The sequence below is a fragment of the Devosia sp. genome, assembly GCF_028290435.1.
In the GTDB taxonomy this organism is placed as follows: domain Bacteria; phylum Pseudomonadota; class Alphaproteobacteria; order Rhizobiales; family Devosiaceae; genus Devosia.
Window position 1 is genome coordinate 102,466 of the sequence record NZ_JAQGJV010000015.1, and the last position, 22,691, is coordinate 125,156.

General features: G+C 63.2%; 26 protein-coding genes. 8 read left to right on the forward strand and 18 right to left on the reverse strand.

The window, feature by feature from the left end; genetic code table 11:
* Positions 1–11: 11 nt before the first annotated feature.
* The 13 genes from JWP26_RS04500 to JWP26_RS04560 form a co-directional block, all read right to left on the reverse strand.
* Entirely contained in the window at positions 12–656 is a 645-nt protein-coding gene (locus JWP26_RS04500; protein WP_299724091.1) for a cytochrome c, read from the reverse strand.
* 163 nt (positions 657–819) lie between these two features.
* On the reverse strand, positions 820–1,653 hold the full coding sequence (locus JWP26_RS04505) for an ABC transporter substrate-binding protein (protein ID WP_299724094.1): 834 nt from the start codon (positions 1,651–1,653) through the stop codon (positions 820–822).
* Entirely contained in the window at positions 1,650–2,462 is an 813-nt protein-coding gene (locus JWP26_RS04510) for an ABC transporter permease (RefSeq protein ID WP_299724096.1), read from the reverse strand. Before JWP26_RS04510 ends, JWP26_RS04505 begins: the two co-directional genes overlap by 4 nt.
* Positions 2,459–3,433, reverse strand: a complete 975-nt coding sequence (locus JWP26_RS04515; protein ID WP_299724100.1) for an ABC transporter ATP-binding protein — start codon at positions 3,431–3,433, stop codon at positions 2,459–2,461. The genes JWP26_RS04510 and JWP26_RS04515 overlap by 4 nt, the downstream gene beginning before the upstream one ends.
* A 122-nt stretch (positions 3,434–3,555) precedes the next feature.
* Complete coding sequence (locus JWP26_RS04520) at positions 3,556–4,305, reverse strand: SDR family NAD(P)-dependent oxidoreductase (protein WP_299724103.1); 750 nt, start codon at positions 4,303–4,305, stop codon at positions 3,556–3,558.
* Complete coding sequence (gene eno / locus JWP26_RS04525) at positions 4,302–5,594, reverse strand: phosphopyruvate hydratase (RefSeq protein WP_299724106.1); 1,293 nt, start codon at positions 5,592–5,594, stop codon at positions 4,302–4,304. Before eno ends, JWP26_RS04520 begins: the two co-directional genes overlap by 4 nt.
* A complete protein-coding gene (locus JWP26_RS04530) occupies positions 5,587–6,582 on the reverse strand; it encodes an aminoglycoside phosphotransferase family protein (RefSeq protein WP_299724109.1) in 996 nt (331 codons plus the stop codon). The genes eno and JWP26_RS04530 overlap by 8 nt, the downstream gene beginning before the upstream one ends.
* Before the next feature lie 18 nt (positions 6,583–6,600).
* On the reverse strand, positions 6,601–7,707 hold the full coding sequence (locus JWP26_RS04535) for an ABC transporter ATP-binding protein (RefSeq protein ID WP_299724112.1): 1,107 nt from the start codon (positions 7,705–7,707) through the stop codon (positions 6,601–6,603).
* Entirely contained in the window at positions 7,704–8,570 is an 867-nt protein-coding gene (locus JWP26_RS04540) for a carbohydrate ABC transporter permease (RefSeq protein ID WP_299724115.1), read from the reverse strand. Before JWP26_RS04540 ends, JWP26_RS04535 begins: the two co-directional genes overlap by 4 nt.
* Before the next feature lie 2 nt (positions 8,571–8,572).
* Positions 8,573–9,457 (reverse strand): carbohydrate ABC transporter permease, encoded by an 885-nt coding sequence (locus JWP26_RS04545; protein WP_299724118.1) that lies wholly within the window; start codon positions 9,455–9,457, stop codon positions 8,573–8,575.
* A gap of 63 nt (positions 9,458–9,520) precedes the next feature.
* On the reverse strand, positions 9,521–10,810 hold the full coding sequence (locus JWP26_RS04550; RefSeq protein ID WP_299724121.1) for an ABC transporter substrate-binding protein: 1,290 nt from the start codon (positions 10,808–10,810) through the stop codon (positions 9,521–9,523).
* A gap of 120 nt (positions 10,811–10,930) precedes the next feature.
* The gene (locus tag JWP26_RS04555) at positions 10,931–11,824 is read right to left on the reverse strand and encodes a MurR/RpiR family transcriptional regulator (RefSeq protein WP_299724124.1); all 894 of its coding nucleotides are present in this window, start codon (positions 11,822–11,824) and stop codon (positions 10,931–10,933) included.
* Between the two features lie 44 nt (positions 11,825–11,868).
* Positions 11,869–12,639 carry an SDR family oxidoreductase gene (locus tag JWP26_RS04560; RefSeq protein ID WP_299724127.1) on the reverse strand — a complete coding sequence of 257 codons (771 nt, stop codon included), beginning with the start codon at positions 12,637–12,639 and terminating at the stop codon, positions 11,869–11,871.
* A 123-nt stretch (positions 12,640–12,762) separates the two neighbouring features.
* Between JWP26_RS04560 and JWP26_RS04565 the strand changes: the two genes are divergently transcribed.
* The 4 genes from JWP26_RS04565 to JWP26_RS04585 all read left to right on the forward strand — a co-directional run bounded on the left by JWP26_RS04565 (position 12,763) and on the right by JWP26_RS04585 (position 16,066).
* Positions 12,763–13,911 carry a mandelate racemase/muconate lactonizing enzyme family protein gene (locus tag JWP26_RS04565; protein ID WP_299724130.1) on the forward strand — a complete coding sequence of 383 codons (1,149 nt, stop codon included), beginning with the start codon at positions 12,763–12,765 and terminating at the stop codon, positions 13,909–13,911.
* A gap of 9 nt (positions 13,912–13,920) precedes the next feature.
* The gene (locus JWP26_RS22385) at positions 13,921–14,802 is read left to right on the forward strand and encodes a RidA family protein (RefSeq protein ID WP_367184065.1); all 882 of its coding nucleotides are present in this window, start codon (positions 13,921–13,923) and stop codon (positions 14,800–14,802) included.
* Positions 14,799–15,554 carry a creatininase family protein gene (locus JWP26_RS04580; RefSeq protein ID WP_299724133.1) on the forward strand — a complete coding sequence of 252 codons (756 nt, stop codon included), beginning with the start codon at positions 14,799–14,801 and terminating at the stop codon, positions 15,552–15,554. The genes JWP26_RS22385 and JWP26_RS04580 overlap by 4 nt, the downstream gene beginning before the upstream one ends.
* A gap of 104 nt (positions 15,555–15,658) precedes the next feature.
* Positions 15,659–16,066 carry a hypothetical protein gene (locus JWP26_RS04585; protein ID WP_299724136.1) on the forward strand — a complete coding sequence of 136 codons (408 nt, stop codon included), beginning with the start codon at positions 15,659–15,661 and terminating at the stop codon, positions 16,064–16,066.
* A gap of 12 nt (positions 16,067–16,078) precedes the next feature.
* On the opposite strand, the gene JWP26_RS04590 is transcribed toward JWP26_RS04585, so the two are convergent.
* Both JWP26_RS04590 and JWP26_RS04595 read right to left on the reverse strand, forming a co-directional pair.
* Positions 16,079–16,450, reverse strand: coding sequence for a response regulator (locus tag JWP26_RS04590; RefSeq protein ID WP_299724139.1), 372 nt, complete (start codon positions 16,448–16,450; stop codon positions 16,079–16,081).
* A gap of 206 nt (positions 16,451–16,656) precedes the next feature.
* Complete coding sequence (locus tag JWP26_RS04595) at positions 16,657–17,046, reverse strand: PRC-barrel domain-containing protein (protein WP_299724142.1); 390 nt, start codon at positions 17,044–17,046, stop codon at positions 16,657–16,659.
* 194 nt (positions 17,047–17,240) lie between these two features.
* Between JWP26_RS04595 and JWP26_RS04600 the strand changes: the two genes are divergently transcribed.
* The 3 genes from JWP26_RS04600 (at position 17,241) to JWP26_RS04610 (ending at position 18,556) form a co-directional block, all read left to right on the forward strand.
* Positions 17,241–17,915, forward strand: coding sequence for a L,D-transpeptidase (locus JWP26_RS04600; protein WP_299724145.1), 675 nt, complete (start codon positions 17,241–17,243; stop codon positions 17,913–17,915).
* Positions 17,916–17,993: 78 nt separating this feature from the next.
* The gene (locus tag JWP26_RS04605) at positions 17,994–18,251 is read left to right on the forward strand and encodes a hypothetical protein (RefSeq protein ID WP_299724148.1); all 258 of its coding nucleotides are present in this window, start codon (positions 17,994–17,996) and stop codon (positions 18,249–18,251) included.
* On the forward strand, positions 18,251–18,556 hold the full coding sequence (locus JWP26_RS04610) for a hypothetical protein (RefSeq protein WP_299724151.1): 306 nt from the start codon (positions 18,251–18,253) through the stop codon (positions 18,554–18,556). The genes JWP26_RS04605 and JWP26_RS04610 overlap by 1 nt, the downstream gene beginning before the upstream one ends.
* 52 nt (positions 18,557–18,608) lie before the next feature.
* Here the strand turns inward: JWP26_RS04610 and JWP26_RS04615 are convergent, their stop codons facing one another.
* Entirely contained in the window at positions 18,609–19,274 is a 666-nt protein-coding gene (locus JWP26_RS04615) for an OmpA family protein (RefSeq protein WP_299724154.1), read from the reverse strand.
* Between the two features lie 87 nt (positions 19,275–19,361).
* Positions 19,362–20,132 (reverse strand): SDR family NAD(P)-dependent oxidoreductase, encoded by a 771-nt coding sequence (locus JWP26_RS04620; protein WP_299724157.1) that lies wholly within the window; start codon positions 20,130–20,132, stop codon positions 19,362–19,364.
* Between the two features lie 122 nt (positions 20,133–20,254).
* On the opposite strand from JWP26_RS04620, the gene JWP26_RS04625 reads away from it, so the two are divergent.
* A complete protein-coding gene (locus tag JWP26_RS04625; RefSeq protein WP_299724160.1) occupies positions 20,255–21,262 on the forward strand; it encodes an endonuclease/exonuclease/phosphatase family protein in 1,008 nt (335 codons plus the stop codon).
* Here the strand turns inward: JWP26_RS04625 and JWP26_RS04630 are convergent.
* Complete coding sequence (locus tag JWP26_RS04630) at positions 21,259–22,560, reverse strand: hypothetical protein (RefSeq protein WP_299724163.1); 1,302 nt, start codon at positions 22,558–22,560, stop codon at positions 21,259–21,261. The genes JWP26_RS04625 and JWP26_RS04630 overlap by 4 nt on opposite strands.
* Between the last annotated feature and the right edge of the window lie 131 nt (positions 22,561–22,691).

Sequence of the window (22,691 nt, forward strand, 5' to 3'; positions counted from 1 at the left end):
GTTGACCATTTTTAATTACCAACCGTGGGGAGTTGCTTGCCCCAGGTAAAAGCTTGCGGGATCGTGGATGTAGCGGCGGCAGGTGCGGCCGCGGCCTGTTCCGCCGGGGCGGGACCGCCTGGCAATTGCTTGCCCCAGGTGAAGGCCTGCGGCACGGCAACCGCCGGTTCGGTTGGAGCGGCGGCATCGGCGGCGGGAGCCGCGGCACCACCGGCGTCGAGCGCGGCCGCGGAGACGCTGGCTGCGCCAGCGGCCGTCTCGCCCGGCAGCGAGATGGCGTAGTCACGGTCGGAGGTCAGCGGCTTGTCATCGGGCGTCGCGCCGTTGAACTGCAGGATATAGGCGATGATGTTGACATAGGTTTCCTCACCCAGTTTACCGGGTGCGGATGGCGGCATGGCCACCGAGATGAAGTCATACAGCCCGCCGGCCGTATCCCAGTTCTGCATCACGTCGGGGCCAGCCAAGGCGGGTGCCTCGATGCCTTCGAGATTGCGGCCATGGCACTGGGAGCAGTTGGAATTGAACGCCGTCTGCCCTGCCGCCGCCTGTTCGGCGGTGAAGTTGCCCGCCATGGCGGAGCCAGCGCTCAGGGCACCGCAGACCAGGGTCGCAATACCGAGGGGAGCGGCGATCCGCTTAAGTTTGAAAGGCACATAAACCTCCCTATAAATTATGATTTACGACAGCAAAGCTGTTTGCCTTCAATCGTTTAAGGCAAGACGTCGTGCGCTAGGTTTAGTCCTGGCAAAACCGAAAGTACAGGGCATTTTGCCACGATCCGTCCACTTTGCCGCCGCAAATGGGATCACATCGAAGTCATTTTCGCGGGTCGGAAACGGGCTCCACAATGTCTTTATCGAGGCCATAACGCGCACTAAGACGGAGCATAACGCCAGACTTCTCAAACAGTTCCAGAGCGTCGGCGACTGCGCGTTTGAGCGTCTGGTCCCCCTTCCAGAGGCCCAGGGCCATGCGGAAGCGCGGGGATATACTTTCGTCTAACCAGAACATGGTGAGGGCATTTGTGTCGAGACGGAGGCTCGCCGCAACGAAGCGCTCGGTGATTCCTGCGGCGACCGTTCCGGCGTTCAGCGCCTGCTCGAGTTCGGCCGGGCTGCGCATCAATTGGGCTCGCAGGCCCTGCTTGCGCAGCCAGGTCGATAGCGCCAGACGGTCCAGCCCGGCGGTGCCGGGCAGGATGGCGACGGTGCTGCCCGAGGGAGGCATGGCGCCGGTAGCCGAGATGCCAACCCAGCCGGTTTCGGCTGGGGTCGGCAGGGTCTGCAAAAAGCTACGGGTCTGGACGGTATCGGCCACTCCGCCGGCGATGATGTCGCATTGGGCGCGCGTCAGGGACCAGTTGCGCGGATTGAAATCCTTGCCGATTGAGGGCAGCACGTTCAGCGCCAGTCTGAGCCCGAGGTTTTTGGCAATGGCATCGGCCAATTCGGCGTCGAAACCAGGCCGGGATGGATCTCCGGTTATCAGCGGTGGATAGCTCGGGGGGACGCAGACTTTGAGTATGCCGTCGCGCCGGCGATCCTGCAGGGACGTATCGGGCGGCAGGTAACTCACGGCAAACAGCAGCGCCGCCACGATGGCGATGTTGAGCCCGGCTTGCAGCCAGCGATGAGGCCCCGCCCAGGTCATGACCGGCTGAAATCGATCAGCGCCAGCGCGAAGAAGACCACGGCCATGCCAAAGATGACGGCTGGCCCGTAGAGCGGCGGGAACTGGTTAAACCCGATCAGGATGCCGCGCAACGCATCGACCGCATAGGTGATGGGATTGACCTGTACCATGAACACCAGCCACTCGGGATAGGCCGTGGCGGTCTGGGTGCGGGTCAGCGCCGGGTCGAGCGGGAAGACCGAGGACGAGGTGAAATAGAGCGGCAGAATGATGGTGTTGGAAAAGACCCCAAAGCCTTCAAAACTGCGCACGCGACCTGCGAGGATGACGCCGAAGCTGGTCAGGCCGAAGGCCAGCACGAACATCAGCCCCAGCGCCATGGCCATCTGTTCGATGCTCAGGGTGACGTCGGCGAAACGGGCCAGGATCAGGACCAATGCGCCATGAAGCATCGCCACCGTGCTGCCGCCCAGCACCTTGCCGAGCAGAATCAGCGAGCGTGGCATGGGCGACACCAGCACCTCGCGCAGGAAACCGAACTCGCGATCCCAGATCACCGACACCGCGAACTGGATCGAGGTGTACATGATGTTGAGCACGATGACGGCGGGAAACAGGAACTGCAGGTAGGTGTAGGGAATGACGTAGCGCACCTCCCCAAAGACCTCGCCGCGGAAGTAGGGATTGAGGCCCACGCCCAGGATGAGCAGCCAGATCAAGGGCCGGCTGACGCCGCCGATCATCTGGCCGCGATCGCGGGTGGCGCGCATGATTTCGCGCAGCCATACCCCGTAGACGCCGCGCAGCAGTACGATCGGACTGGTCATCGCCGCCCTCCCCGCTTGCCTGCCGCGCGCTCTGCGTCGCGCTGGCCATCGGCCTGATCCCTGAGCTGGCGCCCGGTGAGCGACAGGAAGACGCTCTCGAGCGTTGGTGGCTGGAAGCGGATTTCCGCCAGGCTATCGCGAAATTCGACGAGAAAGGCGTCGGCCACGGCGTCGTCATTGGCCGGCAGGGCAAGCGCATGACTGCCGAGGGGCTTGGCTTCGGGATAGCGTGCGAGGATCGCTTTGCCCGCCTCCGGGTCCTTTGGCAAAACATGTAGCCAGCGCATGCCGTACTGGTCCTTGAGCTCGTCGGGCGAACCCTGAACGATAATCTTGCCGTGGTCGATGATGCAGACCATGTCGGCGCCCTCGACTTCTTCGATGTAGTGCGTAGTGGTGAGGACGGTCAGTTCGCGCTCGCGGCGCAACTGGTCGAGATATTGCCAGATGCGCTGGCGGGTTTGCGCATCGAGGCCAACTGTCGGCTCGTCGAGAAACAGAATATCGGGCTCATGCAGCAGAGCCCGCGCGATTTCCAGACGCCGGCGCATGCCACCCGAAAAGCTGCGGACGATCTGATCGCGCCAGTCCTCGAGTTCGACCAGTTCCAGCACCGCAGCGCTGCGGGCGCGCCGGTCTTTGGGAGCCATGCCATAAACCAGGCCGTGGAAATCAAGGTTTTCCCAGGCGCTGAGCCGGTCATCGAGGCTGGAATCCTGGAAGACCACGCCGATGGACTGCCGGGCCCGCGTGGGTTGGGCGACAACATCGACGCCGGCGACGCTGGCTTTGCCGCCATCGGGCCGGCGCAGCGTGCAAAGAATGTTGATCAGCGTGGTCTTGCCGGCCCCGTTGGGGCCCAGCAAGGCAATGCTGGTGCCGCGCGGAACTGTGAGGCTGACATTGTCCAGCGCCAACTTGCCGCCATAGGCGGCGCTGACCTGTTCTACCGAGATGGCGGCGACGGTCATGATAGTCACTTTCGGCTTGAGCCCTTGAACGCGACTTGGTTGCCCCATGCCGGAGCGATCGGCAAGGCAAACTTTCATGATCAGCCGCGCGACGAGGGTGCTCTTACTGCCTGCGCGGCGCCCTAATAGGTGGCGCGGCCGCCCGAAATGTCGAACACGGCGCCGGTGGTGAAGGAGTTTTCGGCCGATACCAACCAGGCAATCATGGCGGTGATTTCCTCGACCAGCACGAAGCGGCCGCGCGGAATTTTGGCCAGCATGTAGTCGATATGTTGCTGGCTGACCTGCTCGAGAATCTTGGTCTTGGCGGCCGCCGGGGTGATGACGTTGACGGCGATATCGAGCGTGGCGGTTTCCTTGCCGAGGCTCTTGGTGAGCCCGATCAGGCCGGCCTTGGCGGCGCTATAGGCCGAGGCATTGGGATTGCCTTCCTTGCCCGCGATCGAGGCAATATTGACGATCCGCCCATAGCTGCGGGCAATCATGCGGCGCACCACGGCCTGATTGACGAGGAAAGCGCCGAACAGATTGACGTTGAGCACCTTGGCCCATTCGGCGACCGGATAATCGACCATGGGCATGGCGGGGCCGGAAATGCCGGCGCTGTGGACGAGAATGTCGAAGCTGTGGCCGGCGGCTTCCGCGGCTACTGCTGCGGCTTCAACGGCGGCGGGGTTGGTGATGTCGAGAGCCGCGATGGTTACGTCGCCCTGGCCAGCGAGGCTGGCTTGGGCCTCCTGTAGAGCTGCCGGGTTGACGTCCCACAGCGTCACTGCGGCGCCCAGCGCGAGAAGCCGTTCGGCGGTGGCATAGCCGATGCCCTGCGCGCCGCCGGTGATGATCGCGGCACGACCGTTGAGGGACTTGGTCATGACTGTTTTCCCTTGGGGAGGCCGGACGTGCCGGCAAACTGGGCCTTCGAACCCAAGGCTTCTTCGATGCGGACGAGTTCGTTCCACTTGGCCATGCGCTCGGAGCGGGCAAACGAGCCGACCTTGAGCTGTTTGGCGTTCCAGCCGACGGCCAGGTGGGCGATGGCGACGTCCTCGGTTTCGCCAGAGCGGGCCGACACGATCGTGCCGAAGCCATGGCGTTGCGCGGCGTCGAGCGCCGCGCGGGTTTCGCTGACCGTACCGGCCTGGTTGACCTTGAGGAGGACGGCATTGACGGCCCCGTCGGCCGCCGCCTGCTCGACTTTGGCGGCATTGGTGACGAGATAATCGTCGCCGATGACCTGCACCCGATCGCCGATGGCCGCGGTGAATTTTTGCAGCCCCGCGCCGTCGTCCTCGGCCAGCGGGTCCTCGATCGAAACGATCGGGTAGCGGGCGCACCAATCCAGCATCAGGGCGCAGAGGCCGTCGCTGTCGAGTTCGCGCTTGTCGAGGCCCAGGCGATAGCGGCCATCGGCGCCGAATTCGGAGGCAGCGATATCGAGCGAAATAGCGACCTGGGTCTTGGGATCGTAGCCGGCGCGTTCGATGGCCTCGACCAGGGTATCGAGCGCCTGTTCATTGCTGTCGAAGGCGGGCCAATAGCCGCCTTCATCGGCCACGCCCTGCAGCAGGCCGCGCGCGGTCATGATCTTGCCCGCGGCGAGATAGACCTCGGCGGTCATTTCTAGCGCTTCGTTGACCGAGGTGGCGCCGATGGGCATAACCATCAGGTCCTGGATATCGATGCGCCGTCCGGCATGGGCGCCGCCACCGAAAATCTGGATTTCGGGCATGGGCAGCGTCACCGGACTGCCCGCGGCAAGATATTGCCACAGGGGCTGGCGGGCGCTGGCGGCGGCGGCGTGCAAGGCGGCGAGCGAGACGGCAACCAGGGCGTTGCCGCCGAGGCGCGATTTCAGGACGGTGCCATCCAGTTCGATCAGCAAGGCATCGAGCCCGGCCTGGTCGCGGGCATCGCGGCCCAGGAGAGCCGGGGCGATTTCGCGCGCGATGCCGGCCAGCGCCTGGGCGACGCCGAAGCCTCCGAGAAGCGTGCCGCCATCGCGCAGGTCGAGGGCTTCGCGCGATCCCCGCGAGGCGCCGGCGGGCGCGAGGCCGCGGCCGACGCTACCATCGGCAAGTTCGATTTCGGCCTCGATGGTGGGCCTGCCGCGCGAGTCCCAGATACGGCGCGCGCGGACGGCGCGGATGGAGCTATCAGTCATTGCGGGTCATCCAGTGCATGCGAATGGGGTCCAGCCGATCGGGCGGATTGAGGAGGAAATGGCGGGCCGACTGGCGCACCCAGGTCTTGTCGGTGTCCTCGACCAGATATTCGACCGGGGATTTGCCATCAATGCGCGCCAGCAACAGGCCGGCCAGCAAACGGGCGCTGCGCCGTTCCAGGCCTGCCCGATCCTCCCAATCGACTTCGGCCAGATAGGCGGCGGCGATGGCGTCGAAGGCGGCAAGGTAAGGCGCCGGGTTGTCGCGCTTGAGCGTGGCCTTGAGCAGCATGTGATTAAGCAGGAATGCCAGGTCGAACGCCGGGTCACCAAAGCAGGCGCATTCGGCATCCAGCAAGACCGGACCGTGGGCGGCGATCAGGATATTCTTGGGACTGACATCGCCATGCATCAGCACCAGCTTGGTGCGGGCCGTGGTTTCGGCGAGGTCGATCAGTGCGGGGGCGAGATCGGCATGCACGCGGGCGGTGGCGCGCAGGTAGGGATCGAGGCGCAGCGCGTCGAACAGCACGTCATTGGCGAAGCGCGCGGGCAGCCCTGGCTCGGTGCTTGAACGGCGATGAATGACGCCCAAAGCCGTGCCCACGAGGGCGGCGAAAGCGGTATCGACTTGGCCGGCCAGCAGATGCTGTTTCCACACCGGGTGGTCTTCCGGCGCCAGGTAATCCATGGCGAACAGGCCGGCCTCCCGGTCTTCGCCGAGCAAGGCCGGCACCAGGTTTGGCAGCCAGCCATAGACGAGACGCAGCCATTCGGCCTCGGCGGCATTGCGCTCGACCGGGGCCTCCCAGACGGCGGCGACCTTGAGTTGCGGCAGGGCGCGCTTGACGCAGAAGCGACGCGCGGACGTTTCCACCAATTGGATATCGGACGATACCCCGCCGGTCAGCGGCGTCAGCGTGACGGTCTCGCCGGGTTGGGCAAGATGCAGCCGCGTGAGTGCGGCGATGATGGATTGGTCGCTCATTCGGGTCCCCCGCTGGCTTTATTCGGCTCGTCCGTCGTAGCGCAGATTGTTGCCGTCGCCATCGAAGATCATGGTCTGGTCGCGCGCCACGTCAAGCGCAAGGCTGGAGCCGGCGGGCGGATTGATCTGGCCGGGGAGCTTGAGCGTCAGCGTCTGACCGTTCGCCAGTTGGCAATGCACCAGCGTTTCGTTGCCGAGCTGTTCGACCAGGTCGACCAGCACGGTCAGAGCACCCCTGCCCTGCCCGATGGAGAAGCTTTCTGGTCGCAGTCCGATGCGAACGGTCTGGCCCGGTGTCAGCACGGCTCCGGTCGCCGGCAGGGTCAGGCGGTCCTCACCCACCGCCACGGTCAGCCCCGCTGCGGAGCTTTCGACCACGGTGGTTTCCACCACATTGGTGGGTGGCTGGCCGAGGAAGGTGGCGACGAACAGGTTTTTGGGATTGTTGTAGAGCTCGAGCGGGCTGCCGATCTGCTCGATGCGGCCCTCGCGCATGACCACAATCTTGTCGGCCATGGTCATGGCCTCGACCTGGTCATGGGTCACATAGATCATGGTATTGCCGATGCGATGGTGCAGCTTGGTCAGCTCCACGCGCGTCTCCAGCCGCAGCGCCGCGTCGAGATTGCTCAGCGGCTCGTCGAACAGGAAAATCTTGGGATTGCGCACGATGGCACGGCCGATGGCGACGCGCTGACGTTGGCCGCCGGACAGGGCGCGCGGCTTGCGGTCGAGCAGATGCTCGATCTTGAGCAGCTTGGCGGCCGCCAGCACCCGGGCGCTCATTTCGGCCTTGGGCGTATGGGCGATACGCATGCCGAAGCCGATATTATCGGCGACGTTCATATGGGGAAACAGCGCATAGGACTGGAACACCATGGCCACGTCGCGCGCGGCGGGCGCCACTGTGGTGACGTCGCGACCGTCGATCAGCAATTGGCCGGAATTGGTCTTTTCGAGCCCGGCAATGCAGCGCATCAGGGTCGATTTCCCGCAGCCCGATGGCCCCAGCAGCACGACGAATTCGCCGCGCTCGATGCTGAGGTCGATATCCTTGAGCACGGCGGTTTCGCCATAGAGCTTGCTGACGCCACGCGCCTCGAAGGCTTTGCTCGCAGTACTCATTTGACGGCACCCATGGTCATGCCGGCGATCATCTTTTCGGAGAGGAGCGCATAGGCGATTATGGTCGGGATGATGACGATGGTGACCCCGGCAAACATGCCCGGCCAATCGCCCGTATATTGCATGGCGTTCTGCAGCGAATAGAGCCCGAGCGGCAGCGTCCGGTTTTGCGGACTGTTCAGGATCACCAGGGAGAGCTGATATTCGTTCCACAGCCAAATCAAGTTGAGGATCAGCGCCGTCAGCACGCCCGGCATGGCGAGCGGCAGCATGACATGCCAGAACACCTGGAAATCATTGCAGCCTTCGAGCACCGCCGCGGCCTCCAGCTCGGAGGGCAGCGAGGCGAAAAAGCCGGTCAGCAGGTAGATCGTCACCGGGATGGAGATGGCGATGAAGACGAGGCTCAACCCAGTCAGGCTGTCGCTGAGACGCAGATAGGACAGAATGCCGAAAATGGGGATGAACAGCATGGGGATGGGGATGCCCATGCCGATGACGAAGAGGTTGGTCAGCGTCTCGCGGCCACGAAAACGGGCGCGGGCGAGCACATAGGCGGCTGGGGTGGAGACCAGCAGGATGGCGAAGACCGAGACGCCGACAACCAGCAGCGAATTGATGAAATATTCGCCCAGCCGGCCCACGGTCCAGGCGGTGGCGAAATTGCTCCAGACCCATTCCTGCGGCAGGTTCCAGCCTGAGCGCAGCACTTCACGCTTGGTCTTGAGCGCGCTCATCACGACATACAAAATGGCGGCGAGGGTAAAGGCGGTCCAGGCCCAGACCAGGATATAGGCGGGAAGCCGGCGCACCCAGCCGGGCAAACGGGGTTGGCGGCGGGCCGCGACAGTGGTGTCGGTCATGCCTAGAACTCCAGCTGTTCGCGGCGCAACAGGCGGCGCATGACGACGATGAGCACGAAGGTCAGCACCAGCATCACGACGCCGATCGCGGTGGCGTAGCCGAGCTGGTAGATCGGGTCACGCTGCCCGAAGCCCATGATGTAGAGGTAGATGCCCAGCGTGTAGAGTTGCTGGGGCACCTGCAGGAAGCCGAAGGCATAGGGAAATTCGAACATCTTGATGGCGTTGATCATCCAGATGACGAAGGAGATGGTCATCACGTCCCACAGCATGGGCACGGTGATGAACCAGAATTTCTGCCACAGCGACGCGCCTTCAAGATCGGCCGCCTCATAGGTATCGGTGGGGATTTTGTCGACGCCGGCCATCAGCAGGATCAGGAAGAAGCCGGTGAACACCCAGACCAAAGCCGCCAGCATGGCCCAGAAGATATTGTTGGGCGAGGTCCACAGCGTCTTGGCCATGCTGTCGAGCCCAATGGTCGACAGCGTCGTGTTGATGAGGCCGGAGCGCGGATTGTAGATATAGGCCCACATGCCGGCCAGCGCGACCACCGACACCACATTGGGCAGGAAGAACACCAGGCGGAAGAACTTCTTGCCCCAGATGCCCGAGGTGATCAGCACGGTATAGAGGAAGGCCAGCCCGAAAACGAAGAAGCCGCCGACGAAGAGGATTGCCAAGGTGTTGCGCAGGCTGAGCCAGAACACAGTGTCGTTGAACAGCCGTACATAATTGTTGAGGCCGACAAAGGTCATGTCCTGGCCGAAGCCGGACCAGTTGAACAGCGAGAAATAGAAGGTCGACAGGGTCGGCAGCAGGAACAGCCCGCCATAGAGCAGGCTCGCCGGGGCGAGAAACAGCACAATCAGCCGTTTGCGTATCACGACAGTCCCCGCAGGCTCGATGATGAATGAGGGACGCGCCGCCGGGGCGGCGCGCCATTGGCTTTAGCGGTTGGCCCAGAATTCCTTGGTCCGGGATACCATCTGCTCGATGTAGTCCTCCGGCGTGATCAGGCCGAGGAAGGCCTGGTTGTGCAGGGCCTCGTAGACATTGGTGGAATAGTCCGGGTAGAGCGCCTTGATGCCGTGGTTTTCCGGCAGGATCAAGCTGGCCTCGTCGAGCGACTGGCGGGCGGTTGCCACTTCGGGTGCCCAGGCGACGCTCTTGTTGGCGACGCCGATCTTGGCCTCGTCGGCAAAGCGCTGCTGCGAGGGCGCAGAGACCACGAACTTGATGAAGTCGCGCGCTTCCGCCTCATGCTTGGTGCCCTTGAGCACGCCGAAACTGAAGGCATTGACCTCGACATGATTGATGTCGCCCAGCCCGCCCTTGACGGCGGGGAAGCGCATGGCACCCCATTCAAAGCCCTCCTCGACCGTATCGGCAAGCTCGACGGGCAGCCAGGAGCCGACGAGTTCAGCCGCGGTTTCGCCGAAGGCGACGGTCTGCTGGGCCGCGGGCCACTGGTAGCCGCGGCTTTCCTCGGGCACGAGGCCACGAGTCCAGAGGTCGAGTTCCATGTCGAGCGCCTTGCGGACGGCGGGATCGCGCCAGGTTTCCCCGGTCTTGTCCTCGACGGCCTTGAGCAGGAAGTCGGGACCGGCGATGCGTTCGAGCAGGTAGTTGAACCATTTGACGTTGTAGAAAGCGATATCGCTTTCGATGGCGATGGCATTGACGCCGGTGGCCTTGACCTTTTCCAGCGCCGCGACGAAGTCGTCCCAGTCTTCCGGCGCGCTCGTCACGCCCGCATCGCGGAACAGCTTGGCGTTGTAGAGGATGTTGTAGGCGTAAAGCATGTAGGGGATCTGGTAGGAGACGCCGTCGTTGGCGCTCATATCGATCAGGGTCGGATAGAACAGGTCGGCAAAAGGGCCTGTGCCATCGGGCGAAGCGCCGGCGAGATCGTCGGTCCAGGGCAGGAGTTCACCGGCGCCGGCGAGGCCGCCCTTGAGCCCGTCCATGTCGGCATCCATGATGTCGATGGGGGTGCCGCTGGCCAGTGCGTTTCGCACGGTGGTCTGGTTCTGGCGGCCATTCCACACCGCCTCGATGGTGACGCCGGGATGGGCGGCCTCGTAATCGGCGATCAGCGACTTGACCACGTTGGCGCCCGGCTCGGGCTCGTTCCACAGCGACCAATAGACCAGCTTGACCTGATCCTGGGCCAGCGCACCAAAAGACAGCGCGCTCAGCGCCGTTCCCAGACCGAAGGCAAAAACCGTCTTACGCATGCAAGTCCCCCTGAGGCGCCAGACCGCGCCGATGGGGAAAGCCTAACCACGCATCCGTAGTTTTGCAACGCATAAAAAGTGAGAATGCGTAGTTTTGCAATTAGGCCCATACGGAGTGGCTCAGTCGCCGATGGGCTGGTACTTCATGGTGCCGTGCATGCTGCTAAGCGTCTGGCGGATGGATTTCAGGTTCTGGAACGACTGCGGCCCCAGTTCCACCGCCACGGCCGCGGCCATACAATCGAGCAGATAGAGCTGGGCGTAGCGGGTGGGGCTGGGCAGGTTGAAATACATCTCGTCGTTGAAGATGTTCACCGCCAGCGTGATATCGGCGACATTGGAGAGCCCGCTGCCCGAGGGGGTCACTGCGATGACCGTGGCGCCGCGCCCCTTGGCGATCTGGGCGCTTTCGATCAGCGCCTCGGGCTTACCGGTGGCGGAAAAGCACAGCAGCACATCGTCGGCTTGCATGATGGAAACGGCCATGCGCTGCTTATAATAATCGGCGCTGGCCTGCGCGGCGAGGCCGAGCCGGAACAGGCGGTTTTCCGCCTCCTGAGCGAGGATGGCGGAGGCGCCGCCCACCCCATAGCACAGCACGCGGCGCGCCTTGGCCACGGCCCGCGCGGCGCGTTCGAGGGCATTGCCATCGAGCATGGCCATGGCTTCGCTCATGGTGCGGGTGGCCGCCTCGAACATGTGCTCGGCGATCGAAGAGGGCTGCGAGTTCTGCACCACCGCCTCGGGGGACAGGAACATGCGCGTCACGATCAGGTCTTCGGCCAGTTGCAGCTTGAATTCGGAATAGCCCGAACAGCCCAGCTTGCGCGCCAACCGGATCACGGTGGGCTCGCTGACACCGGCCTTTTCGGCCAGCACCTTGATCGAGGAGCGGCTGACCCATTCGGGATCGCCGAGGATGGCCTGCGCCACCTGCAGTTCGGCGCTGTGCAGGGTCTGGGTGGCCAATTGCAGCCGGTCGAGCAGGTCCGGGCGGCGCTCGCGCGCAGGCATGGCGGGCGAAACCGGCTCGGGGGTCTTGGTGCGTTTGGCGATGATTAGAACTCCACCCCGCAAAACTCGCCTGCCACGAGGCCAATGCCTGCGGTCAGACCGCCATCGATGGGAATGATGGCGCCGTTGATCATCCGCGACGGCCCGCAGGCCAGGAACCAGGCCAGTTCCGCGATATCTGCCGGAGCACAAACGTCGCGCAGCGAATAGTATTTCTTCACATTATCAAGGATTGCCGGGTCGGCGGCAAGCCGCTCGTCCCAGGCCTTGGTGCGCACCGTGCCCGGCATAATGGCATTGACGCGAATGCCGAACGGGCCAAGCTCGGTGGCGGCGAATTTGGTGAGTTGGATCAATCCGGCCTTGGCGGCGCTATAGCCGGGATAGCCATACATGGCGACGCCGTTGACCGAGGTGATGTTGATGACGGTGCCGCCGCCAGCGGCGATCATGGCTGGCCGCACCGCCTGAAGGCAACGGAAAGCGCCGGAGAGGTTGACCTCGATATCGCGCCCCCAATCGACCTCACGGGTTTCGGCCAGCCGCGGTTGGGTGACGGCGCCGACGCAGTTGATCAGCACCTGCACGCTCTCGCCGCCCGCCATAGTCTGCGCAAAAGCGCGATCGACCGAGGCGGGGTCGGTGACATCCACCGGTATCGAGCGATATCGCTCGGCGAACCGTGCGTCATTATCCGCCAGCCGCCGCGCATCGAAGTCCCAGCCGATGACGCTTTGGCCGCGCGCCAGGAACAGTTCGGTCAGCGCCCGGCCGATATCGCCGGCGGCGCCTGTGATTACGACGCGGTCAGCCATGGTCATCTCCGTGTTGGTCACTGGAGTGTAGTTTAACTACGCCAAATCCGAAATGCCGTAATTTTGCGATTGTAAAGTTTTCGCGCCGGTCCTATCACGAGGTGCCATTCCGAGGTTCGTCAGATGCGCCCATCGCCCAAGACCATCGTCGAGTTCCGCTTCGAGGAAGTCGTGGTGCCCGCCAATCCGGGCTCCGTCAACAGCCCCGGCTACGACAAGCCGCTGCATATGTTGCCAGTGGGTGGCAAGGCGGGCTGGTCGGTCCAATTCGATGAATTGCCCAAGCTCATCCTGCAGCTCAAGCTGGCCGATGGCACCATCGGCTGGGGCGAATTTTACCGCGACCACAACTGGGCCACTATCGAGGGCGTGGTGCCGAACCTGCTCGGCCGGACACTGGACGAGCTGAGCTTGCAGGACCTGCCGATCCCGCTATCGCGCGAATATGATGGCTTTGAATGCGCCATCTGGGATGCCGAGGCCAAGTCGCTCGATATTCCGCTGCACAAGCTGCTGGGCGGTGCGGTGCGGGACGCCGTCAAGGTGGGGTCGTGGTCGAGTTACCGCGTGCCTGGCGAAATGAGTGAGGTCGCCAAACAATTCCAGGCGCAGGGCTATGACTGCATCAAGCTCAAGGCTGGGCTGGACGACGACGTCGTCGGCTGGTGCGAAGAGATCAAGGCCAATGCGCCCGGAATGTGGGTGATCATCGATCCGAACCAGCGCTGGGAAAATGCCGGCGAGGCCCGGCGACGGCTGCGCGCACTCGATGCGATCGGCAATCTGATGCTGATCGAAGACCCGATCCCGCGCTGGATGCTGCAGGATTATGCGCGATTGCGCAATTTCACCGCCACCCCGGTCGTGCTGCACCTGTCGCTACCCTATGTCTATCAGGGCCAGCGGCCCTATGACGCCATCAACGCCATCGCCCATGGCGCCGTCGACGGCTTCAATTTCAACTGCGGCCTCGCAAAATTCCGCGATCTCGACGCCATCGCACACACGGCCAACCTGCCCTGCTGGCATGGCTCGGAGGTCGATCTAGGGATTTTGGAGGCCATGTATGTGCACCAGGCGGCAGCGGCCCGCTCCTGCACCTGGCCGTCCGATATCTTCGGCCGCATGATCCGCTCGCATGACCTGCTGGAAACGCCGCTGGCGTTCGAGCCGCCGTTCGTGAGGCTGCCGCAGGGGCCAGGGCTGGGTGTCACCCCGTCGCGCGAAGCGATCGATCGCTTCAAGACCGGCGAACGCGTCTTCACCCTCTAGGAGGCGACCATGCCCTATGACGTCAATCCGTTTCCGCCCGCCGATGCCGACCGCCATGCCATCTGGGAGATGCTGGTGCGGCGCGATATCGAGGCCTATCTGACCGCCGACTGGGATGCCCATGCCCGCGATTTCGTGCCCGACGGGTTTTTCGGTATCGACGGGCTGCGCTCGTCCAACCCCGACAGCTGGCGGCCGCTCTATCCTTCGCTCGATGCCTATGCGCGCAACTGGATCGCGTTCGCCCGCCAGTCGATCGGCGTCGAATATGCCGAGGATCATCGGCTCGCCACGTATCGCGCCACCATCCTGCGCGACATCGATATCCAGGCCGACTTCGCCGTGGCGCACAAGAAATTCGATGGCGGCATCGCCCGTGCCGATGGGGGCATGGACCGGCTGAACTGGCAGACCATCTATCTGTGCCGCAAGCTGGGCCAGACCTGGAAGATAGCGGGTTTCCTTGGCTATCTGCCCAATCCGATGGGCACGGCCGATGGCCCCACCCGCAGCGTTATTCGCGCCCCGGCCAGCAGCCAGCACGTGACGGCTGGCCCCTACTCCCCGGTTCTCGAAGTGGCCGCGGGACGGCTGGTGGTCATCTCCGGCCAGGTCGCGGTTGGGCCGGACGGCACCATGCTGGCGGCCGACTTTGCCGGCCAGGCGCGGGCGACTTTGAGCAATTGCGCGGCGCAACTGGCGGCCGCCGGCTGCACCCTGGCCGATGTGTTCAAGGTCAATTGTTACGTTACCGACCTCGATCACTGGCCGCAATTCAATGCCGTCTATCTCGACATCATGCCCAAGCCGCTGCCGGTGCGCACCACCGTGCAGACGGGCCTATTGGGCGACTATCTCGTGGAAATCGAAATGTGGGCGGCCAAGCCATGAAATGGGAATACCTTACGACGCGCCAGATCGACGCGATCGACCGCAATATCCCGGTGTTCCTCAACATCGCCGCCATCGAGCAGCATGGCCCGCATCTGCCGGTCGCGACCGATGCGCTGATCGGCGCCCACTTTCTCGATCGCCTGGATGACGCGCTGACCGACACAGTGCTGGTGCTGCCGCAGATCAAGGTGTGCTGCTCGCGCCATCATCTGGACTTCCCCGGCACGCTCAGCGTCAAGCATGCTACTTTTCTTGGCTACGTCACCGAGTTGCTGCAATCGGTGGTCGATGCCGGCTTCAAGCGCATCGTGATCGTCAACAGCCATGGTGGCAACCAGGCCATCGGCCAGGTCATCGTCGAGCAGTTCGGCGCGGACAATCCGGGCGTCACCATCGGCCTGGTCACATGGTGGACGCTGGCGCATGCCGAGCTCGTTGCGGTCAATGAATCGGGCCCGTTCGGCATCGGCCATGCCTGCGAGTTCGAAACTTCGCTGATCCAGCACATCGCACCGCATCTGGTGCAACACCCGATCCCGCAGGAACTCAGCTACGTCCATACCTATCCGTGGGCCGAGGGCGACATGCTGCGCGGCGCGCAGGGCAGCATGTATCGCAGCATGCGCGAAATCTCCGGCGGCAGCGGTGTCGTCGGCAACCCAGCTTTCGCCTCTGCGGCGAAGGGCGAGCGCATCAGCACCATCGTGGTGAACCGGCTCATCACCGTCGCGCAAACGCTCGGCGGATAGCGGCTCGCCATATCCCGCCTCCAGCCGTCGAGACGTTCATTCCCGGCCAGCGCTCAGCTTGCGTTCAGTTGCTATGGCGCATGGAAGGCAAAATGGAGGCCGCAATGCGTGTCGTGATTCTGGGTCTGCTAGCGATGTTGGCCGTGACGGGCGTGGCGGAGGCCCGTGATTGCAGTGGGCAGGGTTCGGCACGCGTCTTGCAGTTCGATGACTGGGCGGTTTCGAACAGCGGCAAAGTGCAGGTCGATTTGAGCTATCGGCTTGATGCGGAAAAGCCCGTGACGGTGCTGCAGGGCCATGTGTATTTCCAGATCGCGCCCGATGACGTGCTGGCCGATGCGGCTATCGATCTGACCAATTCGGCTGGCATGCCGGATAGCGGGGATCAGGCCATCACGCTGTCCAAGGACGCGGCGCGCCGGCTGGCCAAGGCCGATCATGAGGCGGTGAGCGTCTTCGCCTGCACCAATTATATCGAATTTCTGGATGGCGGTGGCATGATCATCGACTGATATCGGTCACCGTCAGGCGAGCATTTCCTGCATGGCGGAAGCGATTTTGCCGGTACTGTAGGGCTTGGGAAAGAAGCGACCTCCGACGGGCAGTTTGGCGCGACCAACCAGGGTCTTGCCGGAGGTAACGATGATTAGGGTTGGCGGCCAGCGCTCGCGCACAGCGGCGGAGAGCTTGAGGCCATCCATCGAGCCGGGCATATCCACGTCGGTAAACAGGATGCGGATTTCGCCATGGGCTTCGAGCAGCTCTATGGCGTCGTCCGCATTGCTAGCTTCAAACACAGTGAAACCGGCGTCGCGCAGATCGTAGGCTGTGGCCGAGAGGATCAGAAATTCATCCTCGACGACAAGAATGGCCGGTAAAGGTCCGTTGAACGGCAAATCATCACCTAAACTGGCTCACTGACACCAGGGGGCGTGCCGGAAGGCGCGCAGTCAGGATATACTCAAGCCCGGGGGAGCGTATTCGATCCGTTTGCACGGTGAAAATCGTACAAAGCGTGTTGGTTCATCACCGCTGAGAAAGCCCGCCCTATCCTTGCGGATAGAGCGGGCCGAGACGATCATCGCATCGCACCGGGCGAGGGTCAGATCCAATAGGGCGCTACACCATAGTAGTCGTAGACGCGGCGACCGTTTTCCTCGGTCCAGTAATCGTCGTCTTCACGTTCGTATTTGGGAGCGCCTTCAAGCTGCTGCTTGGAGACATCGACGCGATAGCCGCCCAGTTCCTCGTCATAGTTGAGCTTTGACCAGGGCAACGGGTAGTGATCGTGGCCGATGCCGAGGAAACCGCCGAAGCTGAGCACGGCGTAGGACACCTTGCCACTGCGCTTTTCGACCAGAATGCGTTCGATAGAGCCGATATGCTCGCCATTGGGATCATAGACCTTAGTGCCTTCGACCTTGTCGGAGGCGATCAGATCATGAGTTTCCTTGATATTGGGGCTGGCGTTGCGGTTGTCATCGTAAGCCATGGAAAATCTCCTCTGGTTGGTGTGACAGGATAACGCGACGGCTGGAATCGAGTTCCGGAAAAGTGGATGAACCGAATGTGATCGACGCGTTGGCGTCGCATTAAGGGCGATTGCGTTATGACAGCACATCGCTTGGGTGGGCTGTGTGGCTTGCCCCAGCCCCCTCCTTGTCGATCGTCCGGTCAGTGCCCTTCATGACAACTTCCGCCCTACCCTTTCCCTCCGTCTCCCGTCGCGGTTTCCTGGCTGGGAGCGCTGCCCTCAGCGCCCTCGCCCTGGCCGGCTGTGCCACCACCGATGAGCGCCTGCCGCCGGAGCCGACGTTCGATCCGGCCTACCTGCAGATGTATGCGGCGCTGCCGAACGAGAAATTCCCTGTTCCGGCTGTCGACCTGCGCTATCTCAAGCCAACCCATTTCCGGCAATACGTTCCCGACCCCACCGGGGAGCGTCCGGGGACCATCGTTGTCAGCACGGCGGAACGCTATCTCTATCTGGTGCAGGAAGGCGGCCAGGCGCTGCGTTATGGCGTCGGCATCGGCCGCGAGGGCTTTGCCTGGTCGGGACGCGCCGAAATCGCCCGCAAGGCGATGTGGCCGACCTGGACGCCGCCGCGTGAAATGGTGCTGCGCGACCCCAATGCGGCGCCATGGGCTAATGGCATGCCGGGCGGGCTCGGCAATCCGCTGGGCGCCCGCGCCATGTATATCTATCAGGATGGTCGCGACACCATCTACCGCCTGCACGGCACCTCGGACCCCGCAACCATTGGCGAAGCGGTCTCCAGCGGCTGCGTTCGCCTGATCAACCAAGACGTCATCGACCTCTACCAGCGCGTGCCGGTTGGGACGCCGATCCTGGTCGTCTAGGGAACCCAAGGCCTTCGCCTCGCATTGACAGGGCAACGGGGAGCGGTCCGCTCTCCTTGTATGTTAATGGAGGCGGAAATGGCATTCGACAGTCTCGAAGAGCGCATGGGGGGCGATGACAACATCACGCCCATGGAAATCGCCCACCACACCCTGTTTACGGCCAAGGAAAAAATCGAGCTGCTGAACCAGCTCAAGGCCGACGTGACCGGCGCCCATCACGAAGGCAAGTCGATGGCAGTCGATGCCGAAGAGATCGATGCCGCTATCGCCGAAGTGCGCCAGGGCGTGCAGGATGGCGTGGGCGCCGACACAGTCGCGCGGGGAGATTTCTGATGGCCACGGTCTCGAAATTCCCGCGTCAGCCCACGGTAGCCAATGTCGACGTGCTGGTGGATGAAAATGGCAGCACGGTCGACGTGCCCGATGGCTCCGAATTGAAGGTGGCCGGCGAACACGATGCTGTCGTTGCGGCGACCAGCCCGACCAATTGGTGGCTTTATGGCTTGGTGGCCTTGGCGATCGTCATCGCTATCGTATTGGCGCTTCAGGTGTTCAATGGGGCGCCGGGCAGCGAAGTGCAGCCGGGCACGCCGACTTCGGCGCCGGTTGTGGAACCCGTCGCGCCAGTGGCACCATAAACGAAAAGCGCGGCCCGATGGCCGCGCTTTTCGCATCCGGGTGAAGGCTCGATCAGCCCTGGATTGGCGACAGCTGGATTTCGACGCGGCGATTTTGCGCGCGGCCGGATTCGGTGCTGTTGGAGGCGATGGGGTTCTGCTCGCCGTGGCCGGTAATCGAGAAGCGCTGCTGCACGATGCCCTGGTTGGCCAGAATGGTCGCCACCGAAATGGCGCGCTTGTAGGAGAGCTGCTGATTGTAGGCGTCGTCGCCCTGCGAGTCGGTATGGCCCGAAACGTCGATGAGCGTCTTGTCGAACTTCTTGAGCACCAGGGCTACCGAGACCAGCGTCTGGTTGAACTGCGGCTGCACGTTCGACTGATCGGTGGCGAAAGTGATGTTGGACGGCATGTTGAGGATGATTTGCTGACCGACGCGGGTCACCGAGACACCGGTGCCCTGCAACTGCGCGCGCAGCTCTGCTTCCTGCTGGTCCATGTAGTTGCCAATGGCAGCGCCGGTCAGGCCGCCAACGCCGGCGCCGATCAGTGCGCCAACGCGCGCATCACCGCCCACGGCCGCGCCGATCAGCGCGCCCGCGACAGCGCCGCCGCCGGCGCCAAGCAAGCCGCCGCCCGCCGTATTGGAGAGCTGCGACTGCCCGGTATAGGGATTTGTGGTGCTGCAGGCGCTGAGCGCCAGCGCGGCAAGCGCCGCAACGATGATATTGGTCTTCATGACAATGTCCCCTGGCAAGTGATTGGTCTCGTGCGTGGTCAATACGGCAGCATGATGATCAGGGAAAGCCCCTGATGGCGCGCACCGTCAGGCGTTGGCCCAGCCGCCATCGACGACGAACTGCTGGGCTGAAATCATGGCGCTATCCTCTGACGCCAGAAACAGGGCCATGCGCGCGATATCGTCGGGATAGACGCGGCCGGCCAGGGCCTGGTCGCGGTCGAGCGCCGCCTCGCCCTCGGCATCGAGCCAATGGGTCAATTGCCGCTCGGTCATCACCCAGCCGGGCACCAGCGTATTGACGCGGATGCCGGACTTACCCAAAGCGCGAGCCATGGAACGGGTGAGGCCATGCGTGGCGGCCTTGGCGGTTTCGTAGATCGGAATGCGTGGCGTCATCACCATCCAGCTGATCGAGCCGGTATTGATGATCGAGCCGCGGCCGGCCTTGATCATGGCTGGGGCCACGGCCTGGATGGCGAAAAAGTGGTGCTTGAGATTGACGGCCATGCGGTCGTCCCAATAGTCCGGCGTGACCTCGTTCCATTCGTGACGCTGGTCGTGGGCGGCATTGTTGACCAGCACCAGCGCATCGCCATGGGCGGCGGCGAAGCCGGCGATCGCAGCCTGATAGACGGCAAGATCGGTGACGTCGCATTGGGTGAATTTCGCGGTTTGGCCCGCCGCGGTCAGCTCGTCCGCGAGCCTGTTTCCGGCCTCCACGGCGATATCGACAAAGCCCACCTTGGCGCCCTGCGCGGCGAAATTGCGCACGAGGCTTTCACCGATGCCCGAGGCACCGCCGGAGATAACGACGGGAATACCCTTGAGGCTGGGATAGGAGGCAAAGTCGGACATGATGTTCTCGCCGGTGGACTGCAGCGGATTTAGCGTGGGGGCGCGATAGCCGCAAGGGCGCCTGTCACCGTAGCGACATCCGGTTCGGCTAATCGCCGGGCAACCTCGCCCGGAGCAGTTCAATGTCATTCGATCTCGTCAAACCCGCCCAGCCCACTACGCTCGCCGTGCCGTCCCAGGAAGATCGCGCAGTGCTGCGGGCGCTGGAGCGCAATGGCGCCAACCATGAACAGGCGATGGCCGGGCTGGAGTGCCTGCAGCGCGTGGAGGCCCCTCCGGCAGCACCGTCACCGGCACTGGCCTTCCCGCTACGGGTTGGCGCATGGAACCTGGAGCAGTGCTACGCGGTCGAAGCCACCGCCGAGATGCTGCGCGCGGAAAACGTGAGTCTCGTGCTCCTGTCGGAGGTCGATAACGGCATGGCGCGCACCGGGCAGCGGCACACTTCGCGCGATATCGCCAACCAGCTCGGCATGAACTATGCGTTCGGGCTGGAATTCCTGGAGCTCGATATCGGCACCGCGGTGCACCGCGAGTACTGCAAGGATGATTTCAACCGCAATGGCTTTCACGGCAATGCCCTGCTCGCAGGCACCGGCCTGATCACGCCCGTGGTGGTGCGCCTGCCCGATCAGTTGTTCTGGTTCAATCCAGAAATGGAAACCGGCCGCGTCGGCACGCGCTGCGCGGTGGGCGCGGTGGTGATGACCGAGCAAGGGCCGCTCTATGCCGTGTCGGTACACCTGGAAAGCCGTGGCGACGCGGCACACCGCGCGGCCCAGATGCGGGCCCTGTTCGATGCTGTCGAAGCCATGAGCGGCGGCATGCCGGTGATCATCGGCGGCGATCTCAATACCGGGCTGGCCGACGGCGGCGATTTCGATGCCGAGCCGCTGTTCGCCGACGCGCAGCAGCGCGGCTACCAGCGCCATAGCGGCGCGATGGACCAGATGACTACGCGGCCGAGCCGTATCAGCCGCAGTCCCAAGCGCGCCTACAAGCTCGATTGGGTGCTGACGCGAGGCCTCGAGGTGGAGGAAAGCCACATCGTGCCATCGGTAGCGCCGGATGGCGAAGTGCTGTCCGACCACGACATGGTGGTAGCGACGATTTCCGGCTTTGCCGCTTAGAGTCGGTTGGCCATGGCCTTGGCGGGCGCAGGGATGTCCAGCTTCTCGGTGGTTTCCAGCAAGGTCATGATGTCATCGACGCGGTTGAGATAGCGCGTTTCCATGGCGAAATTGAAGGTGACGTATTTCCGGCCGGGCACGAAGGTGCACAGGTTCGCGCTGGGATGGAAGGAGCCGACATAGACCGGCTCCACCAGATTGCGCGTCATGTTGCCATACATGCGATGCGGCGGCACCAGCGTCAGCACCACGTCCATGGTACCATTATAGTGGAAGAACTTGTCGCCGTAGAGGAAGGGCAAGACCCTGGAAATCTTGCGGTGCAGGGCAAACATGCCCATCAGGATGAACTGGAAGGTGGTGGTGTCCTTCTGCTCGATTTCGGTCAGCGTCTGGTCGATGGAGCGGACGTAGTCGAGGAAATTGGGCTGCACCTTGAACTTGGCGTCGAGCGCACGGACGCGGAACATGTCGTCATCGGCCTCGGTGCGGGTCGAATGATCCAGCATGGTATAGGCCGCGGTGATGACGGCGGCTTCGGGGCCCTTTTCGGCGACGTTGAGCGCCTGGGTGATGAGGCCGAACATCAGGGAGCGCTGCCGCACGCCGATGCGGTTGGCTAAATCGCGCAGGCGGCTGCGTTCGATCGCCAGCGAGCGGAAGCCGAGTTCCTTGGGCGTCAGCGGTTTGGAATTGGACAGGTAGAGCTGGACCAGCGCGCCGATGACCGAGCCGATGGCAAGGCCGAAGCGACGCTTGAACGGTAGTTTGGCCTTGGGCGCGGGCGCGGTGATGCCACGGGCAATCGACTGCGACCGGCTGAGCAGCGACGAGTCATTGCCTTCGAGCAGCGCATGGCTGGAACGCACCAGCACCATCGAGGCATGGCCGTTTTCATCGGGTCCACCGCGGCGGGTGATGGCATAGACCCGGAACAGCGGCAAATCCCTGTGCTCGAAAATATCGAGGCCCTTGCCGAGCCATTTGTCGGGATAGCCCTCGAAATCATCGACCTCGCTGACCGTGGTGATGGCGTCGAGCATATGCTGGGGAAAGGGCTGGCCCGGCAGGGCGCCGACGAAGCCATGGGTGAGCTGGGGCGCCAGCGAAACCATTTCGGCGACGAAGTTCAGCAGGATTTCTTTGTCGATCGCAGTCCTGGAGAAGGCGGTGAAATAGACAGTGTTCTTGGAATTGACGAGAAACCACTGGAAATTGGTGAACAGCGCCTGTGGGTTCTTTCGCACCGCAACAGCGGCTCGAAGCAGCGCCTCGTCTTGTTCAACCGCCGTATTCATCCCCCCTAAACGCTCCAATTGCTTCCCCCATCAGCCTTGTTGCTGTTGAAGTTATAGCGACACCCAATGAGAAACGGCAATCGTCCACATATTGCGCAGTTAATCGCGTTCTACCTTTGCCCGGTTAAAGG

Bases quoted from the DNA above. Each gene is read 5' to 3' on its own strand.
- JWP26_RS04505 (WP_299724094.1), bottom strand. From the start codon at position 1,653: ATGACCTGGGCGGGGCCTCATCGCTGGCTGCAAGCCGGGCTCAACATC.
- JWP26_RS04510 (WP_299724096.1), bottom strand. From the start codon at position 2,462: ATGACCAGTCCGATCGTACTGCTGCGCGGCGTCTACGGGGTATGGCTG.
- JWP26_RS04515 (WP_299724100.1), bottom strand. From the start codon at position 3,433: ATGACCGTCGCCGCCATCTCGGTAGAACAGGTCAGCGCCGCCTATGGC.
- JWP26_RS04520 (WP_299724103.1), bottom strand. From the start codon at position 4,305: ATGACCAAGTCCCTCAACGGTCGTGCCGCGATCATCACCGGCGGCGCG.
- eno (WP_299724106.1), bottom strand. From the start codon at position 5,594: ATGACTGATAGCTCCATCCGCGCCGTCCGCGCGCGCCGTATCTGGGAC.
- JWP26_RS04530 (WP_299724109.1), bottom strand. From the start codon at position 6,582: ATGAGCGACCAATCCATCATCGCCGCACTCACGCGGCTGCATCTTGCC.
- JWP26_RS04535 (WP_299724112.1), bottom strand. From the start codon at position 7,707: ATGAGTACTGCGAGCAAAGCCTTCGAGGCGCGTGGCGTCAGCAAGCTC.
- JWP26_RS04540 (WP_299724115.1), bottom strand. From the start codon at position 8,570: ATGACCGACACCACTGTCGCGGCCCGCCGCCAACCCCGTTTGCCCGGC.
- JWP26_RS04550 (WP_299724121.1), bottom strand. From the start codon at position 10,810: ATGCGTAAGACGGTTTTTGCCTTCGGTCTGGGAACGGCGCTGAGCGCG.
- JWP26_RS04555 (WP_299724124.1), bottom strand. From the start codon at position 11,824: ATGCCTGCGCGCGAGCGCCGCCCGGACCTGCTCGACCGGCTGCAATTG.
- JWP26_RS04560 (WP_299724127.1), bottom strand. From the start codon at position 12,639: ATGGCTGACCGCGTCGTAATCACAGGCGCCGCCGGCGATATCGGCCGG.
- JWP26_RS04565 (WP_299724130.1), top strand. From the start codon at position 12,763: ATGCGCCCATCGCCCAAGACCATCGTCGAGTTCCGCTTCGAGGAAGTC.
- JWP26_RS22385 (WP_367184065.1), top strand. From the start codon at position 13,921: ATGCCCTATGACGTCAATCCGTTTCCGCCCGCCGATGCCGACCGCCAT.
- JWP26_RS04580 (WP_299724133.1), top strand. From the start codon at position 14,799: ATGAAATGGGAATACCTTACGACGCGCCAGATCGACGCGATCGACCGC.
- JWP26_RS04585 (WP_299724136.1), top strand. From the start codon at position 15,659: ATGCGTGTCGTGATTCTGGGTCTGCTAGCGATGTTGGCCGTGACGGGC.
- JWP26_RS04595 (WP_299724142.1), bottom strand. From the start codon at position 17,046: ATGGCTTACGATGACAACCGCAACGCCAGCCCCAATATCAAGGAAACT.
- JWP26_RS04600 (WP_299724145.1), top strand. From the start codon at position 17,241: ATGACAACTTCCGCCCTACCCTTTCCCTCCGTCTCCCGTCGCGGTTTC.
- JWP26_RS04605 (WP_299724148.1), top strand. From the start codon at position 17,994: ATGGCATTCGACAGTCTCGAAGAGCGCATGGGGGGCGATGACAACATC.
- JWP26_RS04610 (WP_299724151.1), top strand. From the start codon at position 18,251: ATGGCCACGGTCTCGAAATTCCCGCGTCAGCCCACGGTAGCCAATGTC.
- JWP26_RS04615 (WP_299724154.1), bottom strand. From the start codon at position 19,274: ATGAAGACCAATATCATCGTTGCGGCGCTTGCCGCGCTGGCGCTCAGC.
- JWP26_RS04620 (WP_299724157.1), bottom strand. From the start codon at position 20,132: ATGTCCGACTTTGCCTCCTATCCCAGCCTCAAGGGTATTCCCGTCGTT.
- JWP26_RS04625 (WP_299724160.1), top strand. From the start codon at position 20,255: ATGTCATTCGATCTCGTCAAACCCGCCCAGCCCACTACGCTCGCCGTG.
- JWP26_RS04630 (WP_299724163.1), bottom strand. From the start codon at position 22,560: ATGAATACGGCGGTTGAACAAGACGAGGCGCTGCTTCGAGCCGCTGTT.